Origin of the sequence: Empedobacter sp. GD03739 (assembly GCF_029843245.1) — a bacterium.
Classification (GTDB): Bacteria; Bacteroidota; Bacteroidia; order Flavobacteriales; family Weeksellaceae; genus Empedobacter; species Empedobacter falsenii_B.
In genome coordinates this window covers 1-25,199 of the sequence record NZ_JAOCHX010000013.1, presented here as the reverse complement: position 1 = coordinate 25,199, position 25,199 = coordinate 1, and the positions used below count along the sequence as shown (strand labels likewise).

22 protein-coding genes are annotated in these 25,199 nt (G+C 31.0%); 10 read left to right on the top strand and 12 right to left on the bottom strand.

All coding sequences use genetic code 11. The annotated features are described in order from the left end of the window. Positions 1–5: 5 nt before the first annotated feature. From N5E64_RS05920 to N5E64_RS05880, 9 genes are all read right to left on the bottom strand, one after another. Positions 6–419, bottom strand: a complete 414-nt coding sequence (locus N5E64_RS05920) for an SRPBCC domain-containing protein (RefSeq protein ID WP_280036321.1) — start codon at positions 417–419, stop codon at positions 6–8. Between the two features lie 3 nt (positions 420–422). Next, positions 423–2,741: a hypothetical protein gene (locus N5E64_RS05915; protein ID WP_280036319.1), complete on the bottom strand. Its 2,319-nt coding sequence runs from the start codon at positions 2,739–2,741 to the stop codon at positions 423–425. A 66-nt stretch (positions 2,742–2,807) separates the two neighbouring features. After that, the gene (gene yaaA, locus N5E64_RS05910) at positions 2,808–3,563 is read right to left on the bottom strand and encodes a peroxide stress protein YaaA (protein WP_038336050.1); all 756 of its coding nucleotides are present in this window, start codon (positions 3,561–3,563) and stop codon (positions 2,808–2,810) included. A gap of 268 nt (positions 3,564–3,831) precedes the next feature. Further along, complete coding sequence (locus tag N5E64_RS05905; RefSeq protein WP_280036316.1) at positions 3,832–4,581, bottom strand: GLPGLI family protein; 750 nt, start codon at positions 4,579–4,581, stop codon at positions 3,832–3,834. Between the two features lie 14 nt (positions 4,582–4,595). Beyond that, a complete protein-coding gene (locus N5E64_RS05900; protein WP_280036313.1) occupies positions 4,596–5,321 on the bottom strand; it encodes a GLPGLI family protein in 726 nt (241 codons plus the stop codon). A gap of 6 nt (positions 5,322–5,327) precedes the next feature. Continuing rightward, on the bottom strand, positions 5,328–6,080 hold the full coding sequence (locus tag N5E64_RS05895; protein ID WP_280036312.1) for a GLPGLI family protein: 753 nt from the start codon (positions 6,078–6,080) through the stop codon (positions 5,328–5,330). Positions 6,081–6,224: 144 nt separating this feature from the next. Next, positions 6,225–7,004 (bottom strand): HAD family hydrolase, encoded by a 780-nt coding sequence (locus tag N5E64_RS05890; protein ID WP_219034910.1) that lies wholly within the window; start codon positions 7,002–7,004, stop codon positions 6,225–6,227. A gap of 60 nt (positions 7,005–7,064) precedes the next feature. Then, a complete protein-coding gene (gene lat, locus N5E64_RS05885; RefSeq protein WP_115000945.1) occupies positions 7,065–8,354 on the bottom strand; it encodes an L-lysine 6-transaminase in 1,290 nt (429 codons plus the stop codon). Positions 8,355–8,366: 12 nt separating this feature from the next. After that, entirely contained in the window at positions 8,367–9,896 is a 1,530-nt protein-coding gene (locus N5E64_RS05880) for an aldehyde dehydrogenase family protein (protein WP_280036310.1), read from the bottom strand. Positions 9,897–10,036: 140 nt separating this feature from the next. On the opposite strand from N5E64_RS05880, the gene N5E64_RS05875 reads away from it, so the two are divergent. Together N5E64_RS05875 and N5E64_RS05870 are read left to right on the top strand one after the other, a co-directional pair. Continuing rightward, positions 10,037–11,203: an acyl-CoA dehydrogenase family protein gene (locus N5E64_RS05875; RefSeq protein ID WP_038335874.1), complete on the top strand. Its 1,167-nt coding sequence runs from the start codon at positions 10,037–10,039 to the stop codon at positions 11,201–11,203. Between the two features lie 72 nt (positions 11,204–11,275). Beyond that, the gene (locus N5E64_RS05870) at positions 11,276–12,952 is read left to right on the top strand and encodes a PNGase F N-terminal domain-containing protein (protein WP_280036306.1); all 1,677 of its coding nucleotides are present in this window, start codon (positions 11,276–11,278) and stop codon (positions 12,950–12,952) included. A gap of 23 nt (positions 12,953–12,975) precedes the next feature. Here the strand turns inward: N5E64_RS05870 and N5E64_RS05865 are convergent, their stop codons facing one another. Continuing rightward, positions 12,976–13,902 (bottom strand): alpha/beta fold hydrolase, encoded by a 927-nt coding sequence (locus N5E64_RS05865; protein WP_280036305.1) that lies wholly within the window; start codon positions 13,900–13,902, stop codon positions 12,976–12,978. A 186-nt stretch (positions 13,903–14,088) separates the two neighbouring features. After that, positions 14,089–15,420, bottom strand: coding sequence for an amidohydrolase family protein (locus N5E64_RS05860; RefSeq protein WP_280036302.1), 1,332 nt, complete (start codon positions 15,418–15,420; stop codon positions 14,089–14,091). 359 nt (positions 15,421–15,779) lie between these two features. Between N5E64_RS05860 and N5E64_RS05855 the strand changes: the two genes are divergently transcribed. From N5E64_RS05855 to N5E64_RS05820, 8 genes are all read left to right on the top strand, one after another. Next, the gene (locus tag N5E64_RS05855) at positions 15,780–16,517 is read left to right on the top strand and encodes a DUF4290 domain-containing protein (protein WP_038336666.1); all 738 of its coding nucleotides are present in this window, start codon (positions 15,780–15,782) and stop codon (positions 16,515–16,517) included. A gap of 24 nt (positions 16,518–16,541) precedes the next feature. Beyond that, positions 16,542–17,852, top strand: a complete 1,311-nt coding sequence (murA, locus tag N5E64_RS05850) for a UDP-N-acetylglucosamine 1-carboxyvinyltransferase (RefSeq protein WP_125349822.1) — start codon at positions 16,542–16,544, stop codon at positions 17,850–17,852. Between the two features lie 10 nt (positions 17,853–17,862). Next, positions 17,863–18,540, top strand: a complete 678-nt coding sequence (locus tag N5E64_RS05845) for a DedA family protein (RefSeq protein WP_038336669.1) — start codon at positions 17,863–17,865, stop codon at positions 18,538–18,540. Next, a complete protein-coding gene (locus N5E64_RS05840; RefSeq protein ID WP_125349820.1) occupies positions 18,537–19,274 on the top strand; it encodes a shikimate dehydrogenase in 738 nt (245 codons plus the stop codon). Before N5E64_RS05845 ends, N5E64_RS05840 begins: the two co-directional genes overlap by 4 nt. A gap of 54 nt (positions 19,275–19,328) precedes the next feature. After that, positions 19,329–21,191, top strand: a complete 1,863-nt coding sequence (locus tag N5E64_RS05835; RefSeq protein WP_280036296.1) for a DUF349 domain-containing protein — start codon at positions 19,329–19,331, stop codon at positions 21,189–21,191. Positions 21,192–21,200: 9 nt separating this feature from the next. After that, a complete protein-coding gene (ribD, locus tag N5E64_RS05830) occupies positions 21,201–22,253 on the top strand; it encodes a bifunctional diaminohydroxyphosphoribosylaminopyrimidine deaminase/5-amino-6-(5-phosphoribosylamino)uracil reductase RibD (protein ID WP_280036294.1) in 1,053 nt (350 codons plus the stop codon). 363 nt (positions 22,254–22,616) lie between these two features. Next, positions 22,617–23,222: an IMPACT family protein gene (locus N5E64_RS05825; RefSeq protein ID WP_280036292.1), complete on the top strand. Its 606-nt coding sequence runs from the start codon at positions 22,617–22,619 to the stop codon at positions 23,220–23,222. Continuing rightward, positions 23,222–24,271 (top strand): acyltransferase, encoded by a 1,050-nt coding sequence (locus N5E64_RS05820; RefSeq protein ID WP_280036290.1) that lies wholly within the window; start codon positions 23,222–23,224, stop codon positions 24,269–24,271. Before N5E64_RS05825 ends, N5E64_RS05820 begins: the two co-directional genes overlap by 1 nt. A 251-nt stretch (positions 24,272–24,522) precedes the next feature. Here the strand turns inward: N5E64_RS05820 and N5E64_RS05815 are convergent, their stop codons facing one another. Continuing rightward, positions 24,523–25,020: a hypothetical protein gene (locus N5E64_RS05815; RefSeq protein ID WP_244957947.1), complete on the bottom strand. Its 498-nt coding sequence runs from the start codon at positions 25,018–25,020 to the stop codon at positions 24,523–24,525. Positions 25,021–25,199 lie beyond the last annotated feature (179 nt).

Here is a 25,199-nt window from a genome sequence, read left to right as displayed (position 1 = left end):
GAAGGTTATTTTTTTTGTACATATTTCTTGATTGCTTGCATCATATTTATCCACGCATTTTCTGAATGCGAGCGCTCAAAATCATCCGCAAAATCTTTTCCTTCAATTGATAGATAAGTAAAATTACCCGAAACTTTCAAGTTAAAAATCACTTCAATCTCATGGTTTGAATTTTGTTTTTTGTAATTATATCGCAAACGTTCATTCTCCATAATTGATGTAATCAAAGCTTCATCTACCAACGTTTCATTATTTTTTTGCGATACAAACTTTATCTTCTCTCCTACTTTCCATTCGTTACAAGTCATTTTTATATTTTCAAAACATTCATTAAATGCTTGTTCATCTGTCAAAACTTTCCAAATATTTTCGACAGTACTATCTATCGAAATATTAAGCAATACATCATCTTTTTCCATTCTTTATTCTTCTATTTTTGTATATTTTTCGAGTTTATTTTTATAATTAATCGAAACTCTAATTGCTTGCAAACCACTTATACCTTGCAAATCATCAATTTCCAAATATTCAACATCTTTTTTCAAAAATTTCTTATCAATTAATAAATTGATATAATTTGAGTATTCTTCTTTTAGGATAACTTCGGTATAAATAATACAAATTTTGTGTGGCAAATTGATTCGTTCATTTGTTCCTTTCACAAAAGCTTTACTCAATCTTTTCTTGATTATTTCATATTTTGCATTGTTATATCCATTAACATCAAAACGTTTCTCATCTAATTTGAACAAAATATCTAAAGTGGTATTCGTTGCAAAAATCAACGAAGCAACCTCAACTTTTAATGGTGTTTTTTTCTGAATTTCTTTATACGATTGCTCCATCGAAATCATCGCCTGTAGTTGCCAATATCTAATTTCTCGAATATTTTGATAGGAGAATTTTTTGAATGGCGCAATACTTCGTCCAACATACAAATTATAATCAATTCCATCTGTCTTGAAACGTTCGTAATAATGCGGAAATACATCTTGAGCATCTTTCTGAAAAGTGTCTAATTTGTTCGACAAAAGTGAATTTGTCATTACAATTGTTTGGTCAAATTTTTTGCGTTCTACGTAAAATAATCCCGTTGTAGAATCTAACTTTTTTAGATATTCTTCGATAATTGATTTCTCATTGTCCTTTACATATTTGGGAATTTCAGGATGAATATGCAACGTAATGTAATCAAATAATTCGCTTTCGAAATAGATTTTATCTACATTATCTATTCGTTGCAAAAAATCAGTCAAATCGTCAATATAATCCAAAAATTTATTCTTTTTTGTACGATTATATAACTCGTTACAAATCAAAATCAAGTAATTAATCTGATTAGTATAATCCATTTTTAAACATTGATTTCGAATCACTGACGAATTTCTCACATCCAATTCACCATAAATTGGATATACATTTTGAAAAGAAATCTGCGATTTTTGTTTTGTGTTTCCCGGATGCAATATATGTTCACGAGCTTTTTCTCTAAATTTCCAATCTACACTTGGATGCAACGACGTATATTCGGTTTGTATATAAGCATTGATTTGATTCTCAAATTCTACCGTATAGCGATAAATAGATTCTTCTAAAAGAGGCGTGATTTCGCGTAAAAGGTTTGCATTAATTCGATTGAAAACTCCAGATTCTTTCGAACCTATTTCTAAAATACCTAAATGAGATTTTCCGTTTTTCAATGGGTAAAGAATCAAACTTTTCAAACCAGATTCATTTGCCATTCTCAACATTTTATCTTGCGGAAACTTCTCCAAAGCAGCGTCAATATTAGAAACAACATAATAATCTGATTTCGATATTTTGTTCTCTAAATCAGCACAAAAAATTTCATTCAGTTTTATTTTTTTATGATTATCAATCAATAAACTATCATTCAATTGTAATAAATGACTAATTTCTAATTGATTTTTATCCGAATTATAAGCTGAAAAACCGACTTCTAAATTATTGATCCTAAAAATAGATTTTAATGCAGAAATAATATCATTTCGAACAATATTAAAAGGTTCTCCATAAGATAATAATTTAGATTTTAAGTTAGAAAGTGCAATTTCAGTCGTATTATCAAAAAATGATACAAGATTAAACCCTTTTGCAATCCAAGATCCAATTGGAATTTTTCTCATCCACAAAGCTGTATCTTCATAATTATTCAACAACTCTTCAATTTCATCTTCAGTCAATTTAAATTTATCTTCGGATGGATAAATACGAAAATAATCATGGTTTATATCAGTCCCAAGATAAATTCTGTAGCCATTTTGATTGTCTATCACCAACTGATTTGATAAATTAAAATCTAAATTTTTATGATAATATTTTGATAAGATGAAGCAACAACAAAACTTATATAATGTATCATAATCTAAATCTTCAAAATTGAATTTTAGTCGTGATTCATTATTATCAATCAACTCTTTAAGTCGATCCGTTGCAAAAATAAATTTATCTGAAAAGGGAAAAGTTATCGCTTTTAAATTATATTTTACAAATGGATTAGGAATAATTTTCTCAATAATTGGCTCAACATCTTTAATAATTTTCTGAAAATCTTCAAATGTTTCAACACCATCAATCAACTCTGGTCGAGTAGCTTTCAGATATTCTAAAAAAGCTTTAAACTCTCCAAAGTTGTATTCAGATCGTTCTAATTCTTCAATCAGCGATTGGAACGAGTAAATAATTTTGATGGGTAATTTATCGATAAAATTTTCTTTCATATATGATTTAAAAATAACAAAAGACTACTAATAAAGCAGTCTTCAAGTTATTATTTTTTTTAGTCATTATCTTGTAAATACCAAAGTTTCTTCGGTAGAAAGGTTCTCATCAAAACGATAACCATCCACGTCAAATGCTTTCACTTGATCCAAAGTTTCAACTTTATTTTCTGCACAATAACGCGCCATTGCACCACGAGCATGTTTAAAATACATCATGATTTTTTTCAATTCACCGTTTTTGTAATCTTGAAACTCTACATCAATCATCGGAACTTTTAACGATTTTTTATCCAAAACTTTAGCATATTCATTACTTGCTAAATTTAAGATAAATTCTCCTTTTTTTAGTTTCGAATTTAGAAAAGGTGTCAAAATTTCTTTCCAAAAACCATACAAATTTTTCGAACCATGAACATCTAATTTCGAACCCATTTCCAAGCGATACAACATTACTTTATCCGAAGGACGCAACATTCCATAAAGCCCAGATAACAAAAATGCATGTTTATTGAAATAATCAAGTGCTTCGTCGTTTAACGTCTCAGCATTCAAACCTCTATACACTTCACCTTTGAAAGCTAAAGCTGCTGGAATAGCTTGTTTCGCAGTAGGTTTAACATTCCAAACCTGATTACGCTCCACATTCATTTCTGCAATATCTTTCGAAATTTTCATTAATTTTTCAAGATCAGTTGTACTCATCTCTTTCATAACATCCATAATTTTTTGCGAATGTTCTAAAAATTGAGGTGTTGTTGCTCTCCATTTAGCATTCGTTTCCAAATTCATCATCTTCGCTGGCGAAAGTAATATTTTCATGTATCAAAAAATCTTAATTAATAAAAAAAGTATTCTGTTAGAATAAAATCTAATTCAACTCTTCTTTAACAAAGATAAGAATTGTTTGCTTTAGAAAAAGTGTAATTATATTGATTAAAAATATTCACAGATTATAAATAACTATTAATTAATATCAAAAAGGATTTAATTAAATTTTCGGTTTTCTTCGTCAATCATTTTTTCGAAATCTGACTGACTTATCTGTTTTCCTTTGGTTGATTTATTTATTGTTCTCTATACTATAAACTTAATCTTTATCTACTCCTTGGCTATTCATTTCTTGTTGTTTCTTAAAAAAAGCATCCATTTCTGCTTTATACGTTTTGAAATCAACAATTTTCCCTTTCTTTGGTTGATTTATTGTTACATTTTTCTTCGCTTCTTTTACAGATGTTGCTTTGTATGTAATAACCATATCAGCATCGTCGTTCGTTTTTCTTTCTAATTCTAAAATCAAACCAGGTAATCCCATATACTTATCTGGTCCTGAAGGAAAAGACAAAGAAGTAGCAAACCAAGCTGTAAACTCTTCTTTATTGATTTTTGCAGTCGCTTTACGAACATCAAAACCTAAGACTTTTTTCTTGTCGCGTGTTATAGTCCAATTAATTTTAGGAATAGAATCTTTGATAATTCGATCCATTCCAAAACCAACTGATTCGTGCATATAATAATTTTCAAGCAAATTTTTATAATACAATCCATTTCCTTGATTACTACTATAGCTTACTGAATTTCCACCATTTAGTGTTGGTTTTTGATTATAATTAGAAGCGGTTTTATTTGTTACTAAAACATAAGGTCTAGCAATTTTCATTTGTTCAGTAAAATACTTAATCGTCTCATCTTTACTCAATTTGCGGTTGTCAATTGTAACTGAACCTTGAGTTTTACTTGCGTCATATACTGTATATACATCATATTCTACTTCTAAAACATCTTGAGCATTTACAAAATAACACAAACTGCTTAATACAATCAATAGTAATTTTTTCATAGTTTTTATTTAGATTAATCTTTATCTACACCTTGATGTTCATTCGAACTTTGTTGGTTATAATCAGCTTTCAGCTTTTCAAATTCGGCTTTAGAAATTTCCTTAGCCTTGAATAATTTCTTAAATTCTAAATGATCTTTTGTGGTAACAGAAGTTGCTTTCAAAGAATAAGATGGATCAATAATTCCATTTCGAATAGATTCCACCTTTAATACCAAACCTGGAAGATTAATGAATTCTTTTGGACCAAAACGTTTGGGTAAACTTGGTGCGTACCAAATGATTGATTTATTATTGTCATCATATTTTACAACTGCTTGTTTAACATCAAAACCCAAATAGGTCGATTTTTCTTGCGTTAATTCGTATTTATAATGTGTCGAAATGGCATCAGTTACAAGGTATTTTTTATTCTCTATCATCCATTCTTGTTTCATTTTATTTTGATTGAAATCTTGTTCGAAATTATACGAAAAAATACCATACATCGTAACTAACGCATTCCCTTGAGAATTATTAATTTTCTCAATCTTAGAAAAAACACTTTTTCCTTTTTCTATTTGTAGCACATAATTTTTTGGAACAGAAAGTGCTTTTATAAAATCATCATCCAATTTTTCTTCCTTCCCATCTTTTCCTATAATTCTAGGAATAAAAACTTCTTCATATTCAATCTCTAGAGCTTCTTGCGCTTGAACTAAATTACAAAAAAAACTAATGAAAATTACTAAATATTTCATTTAAAATTATTTTTTGTCCACTCCTATCGAAAAAGATTCTCTCATTTTTTGACGAGATTCATCTTGCAATTTTTTAAACTCTTCTTGTGTTATTTCTTCACCTTTTATAGGTTTAGTTTTAGACATTTTCTTAGGGTTTAAGTTAATTTTATCCGCTTCATAAGTCATAATCGAACCAAATTTACCACCCGTTTCGCTCACCGTTTTCAGAATCAAACCTGGCAATCCATTCACTTGATTTGGTCCTGCATCAACCTTAATATCTGGCGCAAACCAAGCTGCTATTTGCTTACCTTTATCATTACCAATAGCTTTTTTTACTTTGTGACCCAAAATCGTATCTTCAATATCTGTAATTTTCCATTCATAATCTTTATATGGCGTGACCACAATAAAATTTTGTTTATCTAAAACGACTTCTTGGCGAAACGCTTTCTTACTTATTTCATTAATCAGATCTTTATATTCTCCTCCAATATTAATTGAAAAAGCCCCCATAGAGCTACCATTTTGATCATTATTAATGGTTTCTATTTTTTTGTAAACGGACTGATGATCACTATATTCTAATTGATAATAAATATTTGGAGACCCACCAATTTTTATTGTACCTCCTCCTTTTTGTGCTTGCTCTCTTTCAAACTCCTTTATTTTTTCTTCATCATGCTTTATATCGTATTTATAATCGACAATAAGCTTTTCTTGCCCAAAACCATAATTCGAAAAAAGTAAAAATCCAGCTAATAATAATTGTTTCATTATGTTGTAGTTTATAATTAATACTCTAAAATAATTTTTATTTTTTAATTCTACAACAATAGAACACGTAATTAACACAACATTGTGAAAAGAAAAAAATCCAACCTAAGTTGGTTTTTTTTCTATATAAATTAAAATAAGTTTCTAAATTATCTCAAAGTGTTTCAGCGCATTCCATATTCCGTGATTATCTGCAGAAGTTGTATAATAATCAGCCGCTTCACGAACATTCTCTTTCGCATCGCCCATTGCTACACCTATTTTACAACCTTTCAACATACTAATATCGTTACCACCATCACCAAAAGCCATTGTTTTAGTTAAATCTAAATTATCGCGTTCAGCCATTCGCTCTATTCCACGCATTTTACTAATATTTTTCGGATTTATATCAGCAAAATATTCTATCCAACGTGTTCCTACACTGTTTGTCAACACATTTTTCATCAAATAATCTTCTTGTTCTTCGTTCACAAAAAAATTCATTTGCATAATATTATCTTTCGGCAAAGTTCGAGGATCAACCACTTCTGGAAGTTCCATTCCAAAATAAGCAAACGATTTTTCTACATTCTCATTCACACGATTGATACTAAACGCTTCTTTCGTCATATACGAAAATGAGAAAGGATTTTCATCATCATATTGTAACAAAGCCTCTATATCATTAGGGTTGATGTAATCTACAAAAAATGATTGACGGTTTTCGTCGGAGCACATTCCTCCATTATTATTGATGTAACCATCAAAACCATAATCAAAAATATGCTCAGGCATATCCACCATATTTCGTCCTGTTGCGATGTATATTTTTTTGTTTTTTTGTTTCAATAATTTCAACGCTTCGATTGTCGAATCACTGATTTCATGGTTTTCAAAACCTTGTAATGTTCCGTCAAAATCGAAGAAAAAAGAATCTATCATACTTTAGTTTTATCTTTTACAAAATTAAAAAAGCAACCTTTGTTTGGTTGCTTTTGCTGTTTATTTTAATGCTAATTTAATAATTTCTATTGCTTTATTGGTATCTTCTTCGGAAATATTGAGATGAGGACGCATTCGCACCGAGTTTTCACCACAAGGAAGAATAATCATATGATTTTCGAAACATGTTTTGATGAATTCTGAACGATCCAAATCTGATGAAAAATCAAACGCAATGAACAATCCTAATCCACGAATCGAATGAATTTTCTTCGTTTCTTTTGCGATTTCATTCAATTTTGATAAAATATATTTTCCTTTCTCTTCCGCATTTTCAACTAATTTTTCTTGTTCAATCACTTCTAAAATTAATTTGAAACGCAACATATCGATATAATTTCCACCAAAAGTCGAATTAATACGGCTTGATTCCTTGAAAACATTATTCGGAATTTGATCTAACTTTTCTTTATTCGCTAAAATTCCACAAACTTGTGTTTTCTTTCCAAACGAAATCACATCAGGAATCACATCATAATGCTGAAAAGCCCACATTTTACCAGTCATTCCCATTCCTGTTTGTACCTCATCAAAAATCAATAAAATCTCTTCTCTATCACAAATTTCTCTCAATTTCTGAAAGAATTCTTTTCGAAAATAATTATCTCCTCCTTCACCTTGAATCGGCTCAATAATAATACAAGCAACTTTATTTTTGCGTGTTTCTAAAGCATTTTCAATTTGTTCAATCGCACGTTTTTCAGCCTCAACAACCTTGCATAAATTATCTTCTGTAACAGGATAAATTCGTTTTGGATTTTCAATTCTTGGCCAATCAAACTTTGGAAAATATTCGTATTTACGAGGATCTTTCGTATTCGTTAGCGATAATGTGTAACCAGAACGTCCATGAAACGCTTGCTTAAAATGAATGACATCACTTGCTTCTTTCTCAATTCCTTTCGAAAAATTTAATCTTGTTTTCCAATCAAAAGCCGTTTTTAGTGCATTTTCTACTGCCAATGTTCCTCCAGAAATAAAGAATAAATATTGCAATTCTTTCGGCATCGCAACACGCTCAAATGTATCAATTAAATCGGCATAATCTTTTGTATAAATGTCTGACATCGCAGGTTTATTAACTGCATTTCGACCTAAAAAATCTATTTTCGCCATCAAATGTGGATGATTATAACCAATCGCAGTCGAAGCAAACATTGAAAATAAATCCAAATATTCAATGCCATTTTCGTCTACAACATAGGATCCATGCGACTTATCCATATCCATTACAATCGGATATCCATCTGCCAATATATGTTTTGCTAATCTTTCGTGTACTGTACTCATCTCTGTAAATTTTTAAAAATCAAACTTAATTCCTTGCGCCAATGGCACTTCTGTCGAATAATTAATTGTATTCGTTTGTCGTCGCATATACGCTTTCCAAGCATCCGAACCTGACTCACGCCCACCTCCAGTTTCCTTTTCTCCACCGAAAGCGCCGCCAATTTCAGCTCCAGAAGTTCCGATATTTACATTTGCAATTCCACAATCAGAGCCTTGCTGACTCAAGAATAATTCAGCTTCACGAAGATTATTTGTCATAATAGAAGACGATAAACCTTGTGCCACATTATTCTGAATTTCAATTGCATTTAACACATCTCCAGAATATTTGATTAAATATAAAATTGGAGCAAAAGTTTCGTGTTGAACAATTTCGAAATGATTCTCAACCTCAGCAATTACAGGCTTTACATAGCAACCGCTTTCAAAACCATTTCCTTCTAAAATTCCTCCTTCAACGATAATCTTTCCTCCTTCTTCATTAATTTTTTCTAATGCTTTTGAATACATTTCAACCGCATGTTTATCAATCAACGGACCAACATGATTTGTTGTATCCAACGGATTACCTATTTTTATCTGTTTGTAAGCATTTACTAACGATTCTTTTACCTTATCATAAATAGATTCGTGAACAATCAATCTTCTTGTTGTTGTACAACGCTGTCCAGCCGTACCAACTGCACCAAAAACAGCCGAAGTCAACATAATTTTTAGATCAGCATCTGGTGTAACAATAATCGCATTATTTCCACCTAATTCTAAAATTGTTTTACCCAAACGAGCCGCAACCACTTTATTCACTTCAATTCCCATTCGCGTAGAACCTGTTGCAGAAACCAAAGCCACACGAGAATCTTGTGCAATCAATTCTCCAATTGTTTTATCTCCCATCACCAAAGAAGAAACTCCTTCTGAAATATTATTTGCTTTTAAAACTTCTGCTAAAATATGCTGACATGCAACTGCACATAAAGGCGTTTTTTCACTTGGTTTCCAAATAACAACATCGCCACAAACCATCGCTAAACACGTATTCCAAGACCAAACCGCAACTGGAAAATTAAACGCAGAGATCACCCCTACAATTCCAAGCGGATGATATTGATCGTACATGCGATGCAGCGGTCTTTCCGAATGAATTGTCGAACCATATAATTGACGAGATAATCCAACCGCAAAATCACAGATATCGATCATTTCTTGCACTTCACCTAAACCTTCTTGATAAGATTTCCCCATTTCATATGAAACTAATTTTCCCAAAGAAGCCTTTTTTTCACGAAGTTTCTCTCCAAATTGACGCACAATCTCTCCACGTTTCGGAGCAGGAATCATTCGCCATTCTTTGAAAGCAACTTGCGCTTTTTTTATCACTTCTTCATAATCATCTTTTGTTGATGATTTAACTTTTCCAATCAATTTTCCGTCTACTGGCGAGTAAGAAGAAAGCTCTTCACCTTTTCCAAACCAAGTATTTCCTGTTGATGTTCCGAGATTTTCGGAAGAAATACCTAATTCTTTTAATTCGTTTTCTATCATTTTTTTGTGTTATTTTGTGTTTTAACTTTTACCTAAATTAGTCAAAAGTTTCATAAATTAAAATTTTTAATAAATATTATTCAGAATAATTTTTAATTTAATGAATAATCGTTAGATTTAATAAAATAAAACCGCATAAAATGAATTCAACTACAGATTATTTTAAGATTGATGATTTATTAACCGAAGAACATAAATTAATTCGTCAATCTGTTCGAGATTTTGTGGACAACGAAATAAAACCTGTGATAGATGATGCTGCTCAACATCATAAAGATATTCCAGATTTAATGAAAAAATTAGGCGCAATTGGTGCTTTAGGACCGTATATTCCAGAAGAATATGGAGGCGCTGGCTTGGACCAAATGTCGTATGGATTAATCATGCAAGAATTAGAACGTGGCGATTCGGCTGTTCGTTCTGCTGCATCTGTACAATCTTCGTTGGTGATGTATCCAATTTTTTCTTTTGGATCAGAAGAACAAAAACGCAAATATTTACCAAAATTAGCTTCAGGAGAATTCGTTGGAAGTTTTGGATTAACTGAACCAAATCACGGTTCAAATCCTGGCGGAATGGAAACTCGTTTGACTAAAAATGGTGATCATTATATCTTAAATGGAGCAAAAATGTGGATTACAAATTCACCAATTTGTAATATTGCAGTTGTTTGGGCAAGAGATGAAGAAGGAAAAATTCGTGGAGTTATTGTAGAACGCGGTATGCAAGGTTTTACAACGCCAGAAACATTGAATAAATGGTCATTAAGAGCTTCAAAAACAGGTGAATTAGTTTTCGAAAATGTAAAGATTGAAGAATCTCAAATTTTACCAGACGTAAAGAGTCTACGTGGACCATTATCTTGTTTAAATTCTGCTCGATACGGAATTTCTTGGGGTGTAATTGGCGCTGCAATTGATTGTTATGAATCTGCTTTGAAATATTCATTAGAACGAACACAATTTGGAAAACCAATTGCTTCTTATCAATTGCAACAAAAAAAATTAGCTGAATTTATTACAGAAATCACGAAAGCACAATTATTATGTTGGCGATTAGGAACGTTGAAAAACGAAAATAAAGCAACGCCTGAACAAATTTCTATGGCAAAACGCAACAATGTAAAAATTGCTATTGATATTGCGCGAGAATCTCGTCAAATTATCGGTGCAATGGGAATTGTAGGCGATTTCCCTATGATGCGACATGCTGCAAACCTGGAGTCTGTAATCACTTACGAAGGAACGCATGATGTCCATTTATTGATTACTGGCGCTGATGTGACAGGAATTAATGCTTTTGTATAAGATATTTTTTCATACAATCAGATATTTTTATAGGTTTACAATTCGTTTGTAAACCTTTTTTATTTATCACACATGAAATTGAAATCAATTCTACTTATCATTTTTTGTATTCAGGCTATTGTTCTTGACGCACAGGAAACCTACAAAATTACGTATGAACGCTTTTCGAATGGAAAGAAAGTGGAAGAAAGCAATCCCATACAAGTTATTGCGAATATAAAAGAAACCGTTATTGGAAAGCAACAAAGTTTTAGTAATTCTTCAAATTATCCTGATGAAATGTTTTATTATACCAAAACAAATCCATCAATTATTTCCTTGATTACACAATTTGACCCGACTAATTCTATCATTACAAATGATTCTGTCGCGTTTAATAAATCAGTTTTCACGATTTCTAAAGAAACAAAACGAATTTTAGGTTTACGTTGTAAAAAAGCGACGACAAATATCAATTCGAATACAATAGACGTTTGGTTTGTGGACAATATGGACTTGAATGCCTCTCCTACAATGGTTGGAATGAATTTAGGTTTTGTGTTAGAACTTACTCGAAATAATAATTCAACGATTCGAGCTTCAAAAATAGAACGCGAAAAAGATTTGATTCCAAGTCAATTTATTCAAAAAGAATTGCATCAAAATCGAGTTGATTTATTGACATATAAAGATATTATTTGGAAAAGTAAATTTGTCGATATTCCGCTTTTATCACATCAACAAGTTAATTTTAGTAAAGATTTTTCGTCAAATGATTCAATTTATCGCTTTGCAAATGGAACTGTTGTAATTCGAAAAATTAAAATTCCTCAAATTAAAGTAGGAAGCCAAGTTTTCTTAAATGTTTCGCAACAATCAAATGGTGATGCTTACGATAGAACAGGTTCTGTATTTTTGATTCCACGTGATTCTAAAATTACATTTATGGATGGTTTACAAAAAGGAATCAATCAATTACCAATTTATACATCAGCAAATAATAAAAAATATCAAGGTTATTTTTTAACTGAAAATTATTCACCAACGATAGAATTAATGCGATTTTTCACACCTTTTGGAATCAAAAAATTCAATCATATTCAATTAAAAAATCAAACTTGGGAAACCGAAGCAAAATATCGTCAAGAAATCACAGAATTCCAAGGTTTATTATCTAATCAAGAGGTTTTAATCGGTTTCTTTATTGGAAATTATGATCAAGGCGGACATATTATTTCTGCCAATATTTCTGTTCATCCATCAGGTTCTACAACAATGCCAATTAAAAAGGCTTTACCAATTTTCAACACTGCAAATGTGATGGAAATGGCTGGACAAGAATACCCTACTTTATTCGAAAATCCGAATGGTTTTACAGTAGAATTCACGTTGAAAGAAGATTACAACAATGCTAAATTGCGTTTTACAACAACTGGACATGGCGGTTGGGAAAATGGAGATGAATTTGTTCCAAAAGAAAATAGTATTTTTCTTGATGGACAAAAAGTATTTAATATAGTTCCTTGGAGACAAGATTGTGGTTCTTATCGCGCTTACAATCCAGCTTCTGGTAATTTTGATAATGGTTTGTCATCATCCGATTATAGCCGTTCTAATTGGTGTCCAGGAACAATTACAAATCCATATTTTATTAATTTAGGAGATTTGAAAGCTGGAAAACATAGCATACAAGTGAAAATTCCGCAAGGAAAACCTGAAGGAAATAGTTTCAGTTATTGGAATGTTTCTGGTGTTCTTTTAGGAGAATAATTTTTTTGGAGCAAAAAGATTTATTAAACGTCTTTTTGCTCTATTTTTTTATGATTTATCAAAACCATTAACCAATCTACAATATCTTGATAAACTTGCTCTTTAATAGATTCATTCAATATTTCATGTCTCAAGTTTGGATATAATTTCATTGTTACATGTTGAAATCCATTTTGCTTTAAATCTTTATACGATTGCAAAACTCCTTTACCAAAATCACCAATTGGATCATCTGCTCCACTCACAAAATAAATAGGTAAAGATTGCGGTATAGCTTTTGCCCAATTCTTTTTTGTTGCTTGTATATTTAAATTAATCAAAGTATAAAAACCGTTAACAGTGAAAGGTATTCCGCAAAGAGGATCTTTCAGAAAATTTAAACGATTTAACTCATCTAAACTAAGCCAATTAGTCTCATGAAAATTTTCTTCATTTTGAAAATGTTTATTATTCGATTTTGAAAAAATAGTATTAAGTAATTGACTTCTTTTATGAGGAATCAATTTATTTAGAATACTTAAAAAACTACTCAATAATTTAATTCCAGGAATTCTACCTCCTGTTCCCATAATTATAGCACCATCAAAATGATTTCCATATTCTTGAAGTAGGCAACGTGTTATAAACGATCCCATTGAATGCCCCAAAATAAAATGTGGTAATAAAGGGTATTCATTCTCTAACAATTTAGCTAAATCTTTTGCCGTCTTTATTAAATTTTCTTTTGGATTATCTAAGCAGAAAAAACTGTAATCTTCTTCTATTTTAGCTGTTCTTCCATGTCCTAAATGATCATATAACAAAACTAGAATTCCTTTGTCAGCCAAATACTTTGCAAAATTTTCATATCGCCCACTATGTTCTTGCATACCATGGACAATAAGTAAAGTAGCTATAATCTCATCTTCTGGAAGAATTACTCTATAATAAACATTCTCTGGTATTGACATTTTTATTAAGATTTAATTATTAATTTACAGTTTTACTTATTCAAAATCAACATTTTTATAAACAAACCATTGACTTTTTCAACAAATTTCAAGCCGATAAATAAGATCTAAAATTTCTAATTTTTATAACTAAAAAAACGAGGTAAATAAAAATTAACCTCGTTTTTTTTATGATGTACAATAATTTTACTTTTTAGTTTTAATTGTATTCTTATAAATCTGACCATCTTTAATAATCACTAAAAAGTTTTTATCAGGATTAGCTATTAATGATAAATCTTTCAACGGATTTCCATCAACCAAAATCAAATCTGCTAAAGCTTTCTCTTCTACAACACCTAATTTCCCTGGATATGGACTTCTTAAACCAGATAATTGCAACAATTCTCCATTATCTTGCGTAACCATCTTTAAAATTTCGGCATTTGTAAACCATTTTTGAAGACGTAATATGTAACTATTTTGATCATCATTCAACTCAGGTTCAAACAAGAAATCCGTTCCCCATGCAAGCTTCACACCAAGTTTTTTTGCTAAAGGCCAAACTTTATCTTGACCATCCAAAACTGGTTTACGTTTTTCTTTTCGCTGCTCGTCCATGTTTTCATTATTATCCATCAAATTTTGAAGGCTTAACCAAACTCCTTTTTTGGCAAGAATTTTTAATGTTTCTTCATCTAACATTTGACCATGCTCAATTGACTTCACTCCTGCTTCCACAGCACGTTGCACAGCTCTCGGCGTATAGGCATGTACCATTACATACGTTCCCCAATCTTCAGCAGCATCAACTGCAGCTTTCATTTCGTCAAAAGTATATTGTGTAACATCAATCGGATCATAAGCAGAAGACGTTCCTCCACCTGCCATTAATTTGATTTGACTCGCACCAAAACGTAAATTCTCTCTTGTTGCAGTCAAAACTTCATCTCTTCCATCAGCAATAAAAGTAGCTCCTAATTCCTCTGCACGAGATGCTTTACCAAAAAAACGACGCGAACGTTCATCAGGAGTTCTAAAATCTCCGTGACCAGCTGTTTGACTAATCGTTGCACCCGAAGGCCAAATTCTAGGCCCTGCAACTTTACCTTTATCGATGGCTAATTTCAAGGGAAAAATTGGCCCACCAGCATCACGAACACTCGTAAAACCACGCATCAACATTTTGTGGGAAGCTTCGCCAACCTTATTCATTAACATTTCTTCGGACATATCTGGCGACATCATTTGCGCCATCGTCAATGAACCAAATACCATGTGTACATGAACATCTATCAAACCTGGCATCAACGTTTTTCCTCCTCCATTAATTTTTACAACGTCTTGATTAGGTGAAGAAATTTTTGCAGAACTAATTTTTTCAATTTTTTGCCCAGAAACCAAAACATTCATCGGCGATGTTAATGCTTGAGTTTGATGATCTAAAATTCTAACATTTTCAATTAAAATCTGTTTTGTTTGAGCAAAAGTAAAAGTGGTAGCGAGAAAAAAAAGTGCTATTATCGACTTTATTTTCATAATTTATTGTTTAATTGCCCTAAAGATACGTTGAATGCGTGTAATTTGAGGATAAAGTTTAAATTAAAAATATATTCATTTAAATCATTCAAACAAAAACCCAAATTTACTTTTTATTAAAAGAAAATACTATATTTGTTGACAACCAAAAGGTTTTAACTTAATTTTCCTTGGTGATAAAGATTTTCAACTATTTTGAATTGAATAGACAAAATCTTGTTTTACGGTTTATCTTCTTCCGACTATAATCGTTTTTTAAGGAATAAAATTTAATAAAAAATTAGCAATCAATACACCTTTTCTACCCAAATAATCGGATAGAATTTTGTAAATTTGTAACCAATACATTAGAAAATTTAATGGAATATAATACACTTCGTTCGCAATTGATTATTCCAGAATATGGTCGTCATATTCAAGAAATGGTAAATCATTGTAAAACAATAACAGACGAAACAGAACGCAACGGATTTGCCGAAATTATAATTGAAGTAATGGGAGAATTAAATCCTCACTTGCGCGATGTACCAGATTTTCAACATAAACTTTGGGATCAACTTTTTATCATGGCAGAATTTGATTTGGATGTAAAATCTCCTTATCCAATTCCGACAAAAAAAGATACGGTAAATAGTAAACCAAATAAAGTAGAATATCCAAAAAGCATCTATAAATACAGATATTACGGAAACAATATTCGTAAAATGATTGATGTTGCTGTAACGTGGGAAGAAGGCGAAAAACGCGAAGGTTTGTACTTTGCGATTGCCAATCACATGAAAAAATGTTATTTACTTTGGAATAAAGATACTGTTGATGATCAAGTTATTTTTAATCATTTGTACGAATTATCTGATGGTAAAATTGATTTGAGAAAAGTTGATGATCATTTGGTTTCTCCTGATCGTTTAAATTCGAATAATAATCATTCAAACAACAATCAAAACAATAGAAGTTACCAAAACAATAATCGTAATCATCAAAATAACAACAATCGAAATAATAACCAAAATTCGAATAATCGTCAAAACAACAATAACCGAAATAATCAAAATAACAACAATCGAAACCAAAACGTTCGAAACAATAAAGGTTAAATCAAAACTATTTAATACAACTAAATGGCTACATTTCAAATAAAGGGAGGGAAACCTTTGAAAGGAGAAATTACTCCGCAAGGTGCTAAAAATGAAGTACTACAAATTTTATGTGCGGTTTTATTAACCAATGAACAAGTTCGTGTTAAAAATATTCCAGACATCCGAGATGTCAATCGTTTGATTGAAATTTTGGGTGATTTAGGCGTAAAAACACAAAAAAATGGAAAAGGAGATTTTACTTTCCAAGCCGACGAATTACGATTAGATTATTTAAAAGGAAAACAATTTCGTAAAGATGGTGCTGCATTACGTGGATCAATCATGTTAATGGGACCACTTTTAGCTCGTTTCGGAGAAGCTTTTATGCCGAAACCTGGAGGAGATAAAATTGGGCGTCGTCGTTTAGATACGCACTTCGAAGGTTTCTTTGCGTTAGGAGCAAAATATCGCTTCAATCCAGACGAAGATTTCTATGGTGTAGAAGTAGATGAAAACGGATTGCAAGGTTCGTATATGTTATTAGAAGAAGCTTCTGTAACAGGAACTGCAAATATTATTATGGCTGCAGTTTTGGCGAAAGGAACAACAACTATTTACAACGCTGCATGCGAGCCTTACATTCAACAATTGTGTAAAATGTTGAACAGAATGGGTGCTAAAATTTCTGGAATCTCTTCTAATCTTTTAACGATTGAAGGAGTTGAGAAATTAGGCGGAACTGAACATACATGTTTACCAGATATGATCGAAATTGGATCTTGGATTGGTTTAGCAGCAATGACAAAATCTGAATTAACAATCAAAAATGTTTCGTGGGAAAATTTAGGTGTTATTCCAGATTTTTTCAGAAAATTAGGAATCAAATTAGAACGTCGCGATGACGATATTTATATTCCAGCTCAAGAACATTACGAAATCGAGCGTTTTATTGACGGTTCTATCTTAACAATTTCTGATGCGCCTTGGCCAGGATTTACACCAGATTTATTATCAATTATCTTGGTAATTGCCACTCAAGCAAAAGGAAGCGTTTTGATCCACCAAAAAATGTTCGAATCTCGTTTATTCTTCGTGGATAAATTAATCGATATGGGCGCGCAAATTATTTTATGTGATCCGCACCGTGCAACAGTAATTGGTCTTAATCACGAAACTCCGTTGAAAGGAGCTGAATTAACTTCGCCAGATATTCGTGCCGGTATGTCTTTATTGATTGCTGCACTTTCTGCGAAAGGAAAAACTGTTATTCATAATATCGATCAAATTGACCGTGGTTACGAAGATATCGATGTACGTTTACGTGCTATTGGAGCTGATATAATTAGAGCTTAAAAAATAAAAAATGCAATCTATTATTGAGTTTATCACCAATTTTGTTCAACGCCCAGACAAGGTATTAATGGACATTATCAATAATTACGGTTATTGGATATATGTTATTTTATTCCTGATAATTTTCGCCGAAACTGGTTTAATTATCATGTCATTTTTAATGCCTTTTTTACCTGGAGACGCACTAATATTTTCGATTGGAATGATTGCTGCAAGCGATGACCAAAACCATTTGCATATCGAATATATTATTCCATTACTGATGGTTGCAGCAATTCTTGGTGATAACGTAAATTATTATGTTGGACGAAAATTTGGCGGTTGGATTTTAGGACGAAAAGACTCATGGTTTCTTAAAAAGAAACATATCGAAAAAGCAACAGAATTTTTTAACGAAAATGGTAAAAAAGCAATTATTATTGCTCGTTTTATGCCTGTTGTTCGTACTATAATTCCATTTATTTGTGGTGTTACAAACCTTAATTATCGCACATTTATTACCTATAGTTTTATAGGTGCGGTGCTTTGGGTTGGCGTTATTTCGCTTTTGGGACACACATTAGGTCAGTTTGACATTGTAAAAAATAATTTAGAGAAATTCATTTTCGGAATTATATTATTGGCGAATATGCCGTTGATTATCCGAATCGTGAAAGCTCAATTCAATAAAAATAAAACAGAAGAATGAGACAATTTGGATTAATCGGAAGAAATATTTCTTATTCATTTTCTAAATCTTATTTTGCTGAAAAATTTAAAAACGAGAACATTGTAGACGCTGTCTACAATGTTTTTGATTTACAGCAAATCGATGAAGTAGAAAAAGTATTCGAAACCGAAGGTTTAGTGGGCTTTAATGTCACAATTCCTTACAAACAAGAAATCATTCCACTTTTGGACGAATTATCGCCAGAAGCCAAAGCAATTGGTGCGGTAAATACCGTTTTAATAAAAGATGGAAAACGAATCGGACATAATACAGATTGTTACGGTTTTCATCATTCGATAGAACCTCTTTTAGAACCTCATCACAAAAAAGCGTTGGTTTTAGGAAATGGAGGCGCTGCAAAAGCGGTTTTTTATATTCTTAATTTATTGAAAATTGACTATAAAATTGTTTCGAGAACAAAAACCGAAAATCATTATTCTTATGATGAATTAAATAAAGAAATCATTCATAATCATCAAATTATTGTGAATTGTTCTCCAGTTGGTACTTTTCCAACTATTGAAAACGCTCCACTTCTACCCTATCAATTTATTAACGAAAATCATCTATTGTACGACTTGATTTACAATCCACCATTGACAAAATTTTTAGAAAATGGTCAACAAAACGGAGCCAAAATAAAAAATGGTCACGAAATGTTGGTTCTACAAGCCGAAAAAGCTTGGGAAATTTGGAATAATCGTACAAAATAGACTTGATATTGTCCTCAAATTTTATTAGATTTGAGAAACAAAACTTAATTTCTTATGAATACTGAAATGGATAACCTGCAAAATGCAGACGGAGAACAATTACCTAAACCTGCAACTACAAACGACTCTAACACGGAATCTTACAAAACGGAAGAGTTAACGAACCAAGAAAAAATAAGCGATATTTCGTTCAAAGATTACGAAACATTTAGTTTTGATGTTTTGATTAACGAAGCAAAAAATCTATTAAGTAAATATGACGTTCAAGAGATTCGCGAGCATTTTAATCAAATTCGTGATGCATTCAAAGCTAAATTAGAAGAAGATGAAGCTGCGAAAAAAGAAGCTTTCTTAAGTGAAGGTGGTGATGAATTAGATTTTAAATACGAAACATCTTTTAGAGCAAAATTTAACGCTGTTTACAACGATTTTAAAAATCAATTAGCAGTTTTTCATAAAGAAAACGAAAAAAAGGAATCTGATAATTTAAAAGAACGTTTAGAAATTATTGACGAATTGAAAGCCTTGTATCAAGAACCAAGTGATTCTTCGGCGGCAATGTTCAAGAAATTTCGTGAGTTAAAAACTCGTTGGCACAATGCAGGAAGAATTCCGAGCAAAAATGCTGAAAATGTATTCAAAAATTATTTTTTCCATTTAGATAATTTCTACACGTATTTGGATATGAATAAGGAATTGCAAACATTAGATTATGCACATAATCTTGAAGTTCGTCAATCGATTATCAAACGTGCAGAAGAATTAATTGGAGAGCAAAACGTGCAAAAAGCCTTGAATGAATTGCAATATTTGCATCGTTTATGGAAAGAAGAAGCCGTTCCTGTACAAGAAGATTTGCGTGAACCAACGTGGCAAAAATTCAAAGAATTAACAAATAAAATTCATGACCGTAAAGGTGAATTGAATGAAAAAATAAAACAAGAGCAAAAAGATAATTTAGAGAAGAAGAATCAAATTATTACTCGTATCAAAGAAATTTCTGAGCAAGCAACAACAAAATCGCATGGCGATTGGCAAAAAGCTATTTCTGAAATAAACTCTTTGCGTGAGAACTTTATCACAATTGGACGTGTTCCGAAAGATAAAAATTCTGCAACTTGGGAAGCTTTCAAAGAAGTGACAAGACAATTTAATCACATCAAAAATGATTTCTATAAAAATCTAAAATCAGAGCAACAACTGAATCTTGAAAAGAAATTAGCTTTGTTAGAAATTGCAAAACAACATACGGAAAGCACGGATTGGAATGCTTCTGTACAAGTGATTAAAAAAATCCAAAATGATTGGAAAAAAATTGGTCATGTTCCAAGAAAAAATTCAGACAAAATCTGGAAAGAATTCAAAGATACATGTAATCAATTCTTTGATCGTTACAAAAAACGTCACGAACAAGCGAATCAAAAATTGGAACTAAATTTCGAAAAGAAACAAGCTTTCTTAAACGATTTCAAAAATCAAACGATTTCTGAAGACAAAGATGAGGCGTTGAAACAATTAGAAGAAATTCAACATAATTGGACAAATTTAGGAAAAGTTCCATCAGAAAAAATTTCAATCAATCAAGAATTTACAGATGTTTACCACAAAAAATTAGATGCTTTAAATCTTTCTAAAAATGAATTGAGCGATTATAAGTTGAAATCATTTGTCAATAAAGTAAAATCTGGAAATAATGGAAATTTATTGGATGATGAGATTAGAAAAACACGTAAAATAATTGAGGATTTAGAAAAAGAGATTAATCAATTGGATAATAATGTACATTTCTTTTCGAATGCAAATGAGAACAATCCTTTTTTAAAAGATGTTTACAAGCAAATTGACGATAAACGTAAAAAATTAATTGAAGCAGAAATCAAACTGAAAACATTATTCAATATTGATTTTAATGCATAATTTTTGGGCATGACACAACAATCTATCGATGAGCAATATATGGCTCGTTGTATACAAATTGCAACAAACGGGTTAGGAACAACATATCCTAATCCGTTTGTTGGTTCTATTATTGTACATAACAACAAAATTATAGGCGAAGGTTTTACGTCAGAATATGGTGGACCACACGCCGAAGTGAACGCAATTAATTCGGTTAAAAATCAAGAATTATTAAAAGAATCTACGTTATATGTTACGTTAGAACCTTGTTCACATCATGGAAAAACACCTCCTTGCGCGGATTTGATTATAGAAAAAGAGATTCCAAAAGTAGTAATCGGAACTCTAGATCCTTTTGCGAAAGTAAATGGACAAGGTTATTTGCGTTTGCTGAAAAATGGTGTTGATGTAACTTTAGGTGTTTTGGAAAAAGAATGCATCAAACTTAATAAACGTTTTATCACTTTTCATCAGAAAAAACGTCCATATATTATCTTAAAATGGGCACAAACAGAAGATGGATACATGGGACGCGATGATGTACAATTATGGATTACAAACCAATATACAAAGCAATTAGTGCATAAATGGCGAACAGAAGAACAAGCTATTTTGGTTGGAAAAAACACAGCTTTAATTGATAATCCGCAACTTAACACGCGATTATGGGAAGGAAATAATCCGTTGAGAATTGCGATTGACAAAAACTTAGCGATTCCGAGAAGTTTCCATTTATTTGATCAAACACAACCTACTGTAATTTTCAATTCGATTGAAAATTGTTCTGAAGAAAATTTAGAACTTGTTCAATTAGATTTTACACAAAAAATATTGCCGCAAGTAATGGATTATTTGTACGAAAACAATATTCAATCCTTGATTATTGAAGGTGGAAGTGATACCATACAACATTTTATTGATGCTGATTTGTGGGATGAAGCACGAATTTTGAGTTCGGATACTATTTGGAATGAAGGAATTTTAGCTCCTCGACTGAAAGGAACTCGAACTGAAAAGCATCGCTTTTTGAATGATGAATTAAATATTTTCGAAAATAGAATAGAAATTGAAGAGCCTTAGAAATGAGGTTCTTTTTTTATTACCTTTTATCAATTATTAAATCAGTTTCTAATATCCAAAGAGAGTTTTTGAAAGATTATGATTATTACAGATTTAATTCATCTAAATCTTTATCAAATAACACTAAAACTCTTCCTTCAAATAAATCATTATTTATTTCAATAACTTTTCCACTTTCTCCAATTAAAATCTAATAATGATTTCCATCTTTTAAATCATTTGTATTCTGTTTTCCTAAAAAAGTATTTAAAATTACTTTATCATTCAAATTCATTCATAATTTTTTTCATCACTCATAAATATAAAACCTTTTTTCTTTAAAAGTACTATTTAAACTATCTTTGCGCTACTTTTCAATACAACATGACGGATAATTATCGTACAATCGAGAAAGCGGTGGAAGATGTAATTTTCAAAGAATTGGGTAGTAAGTTTATTAATTTTGCTTATCCAGTTGAAAATGAAGATGACATCAAAATTTATTTGGATCAATTGCGCGAAATTCATCCCGACGCTAATCATCATTGTTACTCTTACGCTCTTGGAATTGATGGTAAAAATCATCGTGCAAATGATGACGGAGAGCCAAGTGGTTCGGCTGGTTTACCAATTTATAATCAAATTTTATCAAGCGAAATCACCAATGTTTTAATTGTTTCTGTACGTTATTTTGGCGGAACAAAATTAGGAATTCCTGGTTTGGTAAAAGCCTATAAATATGCGGCACAAGTTGTGTTAGAAGAAGCAAATATTGTAGAAAAATTTGTTTCAAAACGTGTGAAAATGGTTTTTAACTATGATCAACAAGGAATTGTAGAACGCAATGTCGATCGTATTTCTGGAGAGATTAAAGACAAACATTTTTCTGATAAATGTATGTTTACAATTTCGGTAAGAGAAAGTAAATTGGAAGAATTTATTCGCATGTTTGACGAATATTATCAAATGGAAATTAAAATTATTGACTAATGCTAAATAGCTTAACTTCTTTACGTTTTTTCTTTGCTTTTGTCGTTTTCTTAAGCCATTTAACGTTTGTAAAAACTGATTTAGCTTGGTATAATTATCTAAAAAATAACGTCTTTTTCGAAGGTTATCTTGGTGTTGGTTTTTTCTTTATTTTAAGCGGATTTGTTATAGCGCTTAATTACGAAAAGAAAGTCATCGACAATCCAAATTTTGATAAAAAGAAGTTTTATATCGCGCGAATTGCTCGAATTTATCCACTTCATGTCCTAACCTTTTGTGTCATGTTACCATTTGTTATCATCAATGTTTGGCAAGGTTATTTTCATTGGGATATTGCAGGTGCGAACTTATTTTTATTGCAATCTTATATTCCGGTAAAAGATTTTTATTTCTCTATTAATAACGTTTCCTGGAGTATTTCGACCGAATTATTTTTCTATTTGATGTTTCCTTTTTATGTGATTTGGTTGCATAAATTCCCGAAACTGAAATATATTTTATTACTAATTATTCCGATTATTATTTTTGCAGAACCTTATTTCAGAACAAATATGAAATTGGAAAAAGCGATTTTTTACATCAATCCAATTGTTCGCAGTTTCGATTTTATTTTAGGAATTATTACCTGTCAAATCTATAAAAAGATAAAAGATACGCCTATCAATTTTTCGAGAGGAACTTTAATAGAAATCGCTGCAATTACGGTTTTGGCAATCTTTTTTTACTTCCACAATGATGTTGCGAGAGCTTTTCGTTATGGAATTTATTATTGGATTCCGATGGTTGGAATTGTCCTAATTTTTGCTTTACAAAAAGGTTTCTTTTCGAAAATACTTCAACACAAAATTCTGGTTTATTTAGGTGAAATCAGTTTTGCGTTTTACATGATTCATATGATTGTGATAAAATATGGAAATCAATATTTACCTAAAATCAATGATTTTCAGAAAATTGGAATTTATTTTGTAATTGCTTTAATTTTAAGTGCATTAACGTTTGAATATTTTGAGAAACCCGTTGCGAAGTGGATCAAAAGTAAAGTGAAGTAGTAGCGAGTATTTCTAAAAAATTAATTCAAATAGTTGATTATAACTGAGATTGTGACAATAATAATTGAAACAACAATCAAAATATCTAAGTAATTTTTTTTTTTGAACCAAAATTTGTAGTTCGTTTGCGTTTTCGTGAATACACTATTTCTTTGTTCATTTTTTAAAAGAAAATAAGCCGCGAGTTACCACGACTTATTTGTCAAATAATTAATAGTACATTATATAGTTAAAAGTTCTTAGTAATCCTATTACTGATACTTGTAGCAACTTCCTGTTTTCTTTGCCGATTTACCTGTCATTTTATCAGATAATAATAGAATAAATGGACATCTAACTTCTGCAGCTTGTTGTTTTAAAACTTTTTCTGCACGCTCATCTTTTCCATTTCCAGTTCGGAAGTTAATCATACCTGTTTTAGATTTTAAATCATCTCCTTTTTTCAAACCTGCAACCAAAGATTTATCTTCCAAAATAATCACTTTCCCCCAATCTTTATCGTCAGTAATTTCAATTTTATCAGAAACATCCTCAATACGAGTGCTTTTCCCGTAAAATACTTTATTAACAGAATATTTACTCAAAGACTGTATAGCATCTTCTCCATCATACGTATATTCTACCGTAAATTCTCCCACACGCTTAATCTGACCTTCGATAATCTCACCAGAATGTTTGTAAATTTTATCTACTTGTCCAAATGCTAGCGAAGCCATAAGACCTAATCCTAAAATAAAAATGTTTTTCATTGTTAATTGTTTTAAATATTGACTTAATTTTAATTGATTTCTAAAATACTTTCAGTTTCGTTGATTGTAATTATAGTTTTTAGAGGACTAGATTCCAGTAAACCATAATTTTCTTTTAGATTGGTGGTCGGTTTTTTCAATAAATCAATTAATTGATCAATTGATTCTTGATAGATTTC

Excerpts from the sequence above, each read along its gene's own strand:
- N5E64_RS05920 (WP_280036321.1), bottom strand. The coding sequence starts at position 419 with ATGGAAAAAGATGATGTATTGCTTAATATTTCGATAGATAGTACTGTC.
- N5E64_RS05840 (WP_125349820.1), top strand. The coding sequence starts at position 18,537 with ATGAGACAATTTGGATTAATCGGAAGAAATATTTCTTATTCATTTTCT.
- N5E64_RS05825 (WP_280036292.1), top strand. The coding sequence starts at position 22,617 with ATGACGGATAATTATCGTACAATCGAGAAAGCGGTGGAAGATGTAATT.
- N5E64_RS05915 (WP_280036319.1), bottom strand. The coding sequence starts at position 2,741 with ATGAAAGAAAATTTTATCGATAAATTACCCATCAAAATTATTTACTCG.
- ribD (WP_280036294.1), top strand. The coding sequence starts at position 21,201 with ATGACACAACAATCTATCGATGAGCAATATATGGCTCGTTGTATACAA.
- N5E64_RS05855 (WP_038336666.1), top strand. The coding sequence starts at position 15,780 with ATGGAATATAATACACTTCGTTCGCAATTGATTATTCCAGAATATGGT.
- N5E64_RS05865 (WP_280036305.1), bottom strand. The coding sequence starts at position 13,902 with ATGTCAATACCAGAGAATGTTTATTATAGAGTAATTCTTCCAGAAGAT.
- N5E64_RS05815 (WP_244957947.1), bottom strand. The coding sequence starts at position 25,020 with ATGAAAAACATTTTTATTTTAGGATTAGGTCTTATGGCTTCGCTAGCA.
- N5E64_RS05845 (WP_038336669.1), top strand. The coding sequence starts at position 17,863 with ATGCAATCTATTATTGAGTTTATCACCAATTTTGTTCAACGCCCAGAC.
- N5E64_RS05860 (WP_280036302.1), bottom strand. The coding sequence starts at position 15,420 with ATGAAAATAAAGTCGATAATAGCACTTTTTTTTCTCGCTACCACTTTT.
- murA (WP_125349822.1), top strand. The coding sequence starts at position 16,542 with ATGGCTACATTTCAAATAAAGGGAGGGAAACCTTTGAAAGGAGAAATT.
- N5E64_RS05820 (WP_280036290.1), top strand. The coding sequence starts at position 23,222 with ATGCTAAATAGCTTAACTTCTTTACGTTTTTTCTTTGCTTTTGTCGTT.
- N5E64_RS05905 (WP_280036316.1), bottom strand. The coding sequence starts at position 4,581 with ATGAAAAAATTACTATTGATTGTATTAAGCAGTTTGTGTTATTTTGTA.
- N5E64_RS05895 (WP_280036312.1), bottom strand. The coding sequence starts at position 6,080 with ATGAAACAATTATTATTAGCTGGATTTTTACTTTTTTCGAATTATGGT.
- N5E64_RS05880 (WP_280036310.1), bottom strand. The coding sequence starts at position 9,896 with ATGATAGAAAACGAATTAAAAGAATTAGGTATTTCTTCCGAAAATCTC.
- lat (WP_115000945.1), bottom strand. The coding sequence starts at position 8,354 with ATGAGTACAGTACACGAAAGATTAGCAAAACATATATTGGCAGATGGA.
- N5E64_RS05870 (WP_280036306.1), top strand. The coding sequence starts at position 11,276 with ATGAAATTGAAATCAATTCTACTTATCATTTTTTGTATTCAGGCTATT.
- N5E64_RS05890 (WP_219034910.1), bottom strand. The coding sequence starts at position 7,004 with ATGATAGATTCTTTTTTCTTCGATTTTGACGGAACATTACAAGGTTTT.
- N5E64_RS05835 (WP_280036296.1), top strand. The coding sequence starts at position 19,329 with ATGAATACTGAAATGGATAACCTGCAAAATGCAGACGGAGAACAATTA.
- N5E64_RS05875 (WP_038335874.1), top strand. The coding sequence starts at position 10,037 with ATGAATTCAACTACAGATTATTTTAAGATTGATGATTTATTAACCGAA.
- yaaA (WP_038336050.1), bottom strand. The coding sequence starts at position 3,563 with ATGAAAATATTACTTTCGCCAGCGAAGATGATGAATTTGGAAACGAAT.
- N5E64_RS05900 (WP_280036313.1), bottom strand. The coding sequence starts at position 5,321 with ATGAAATATTTAGTAATTTTCATTAGTTTTTTTTGTAATTTAGTTCAA.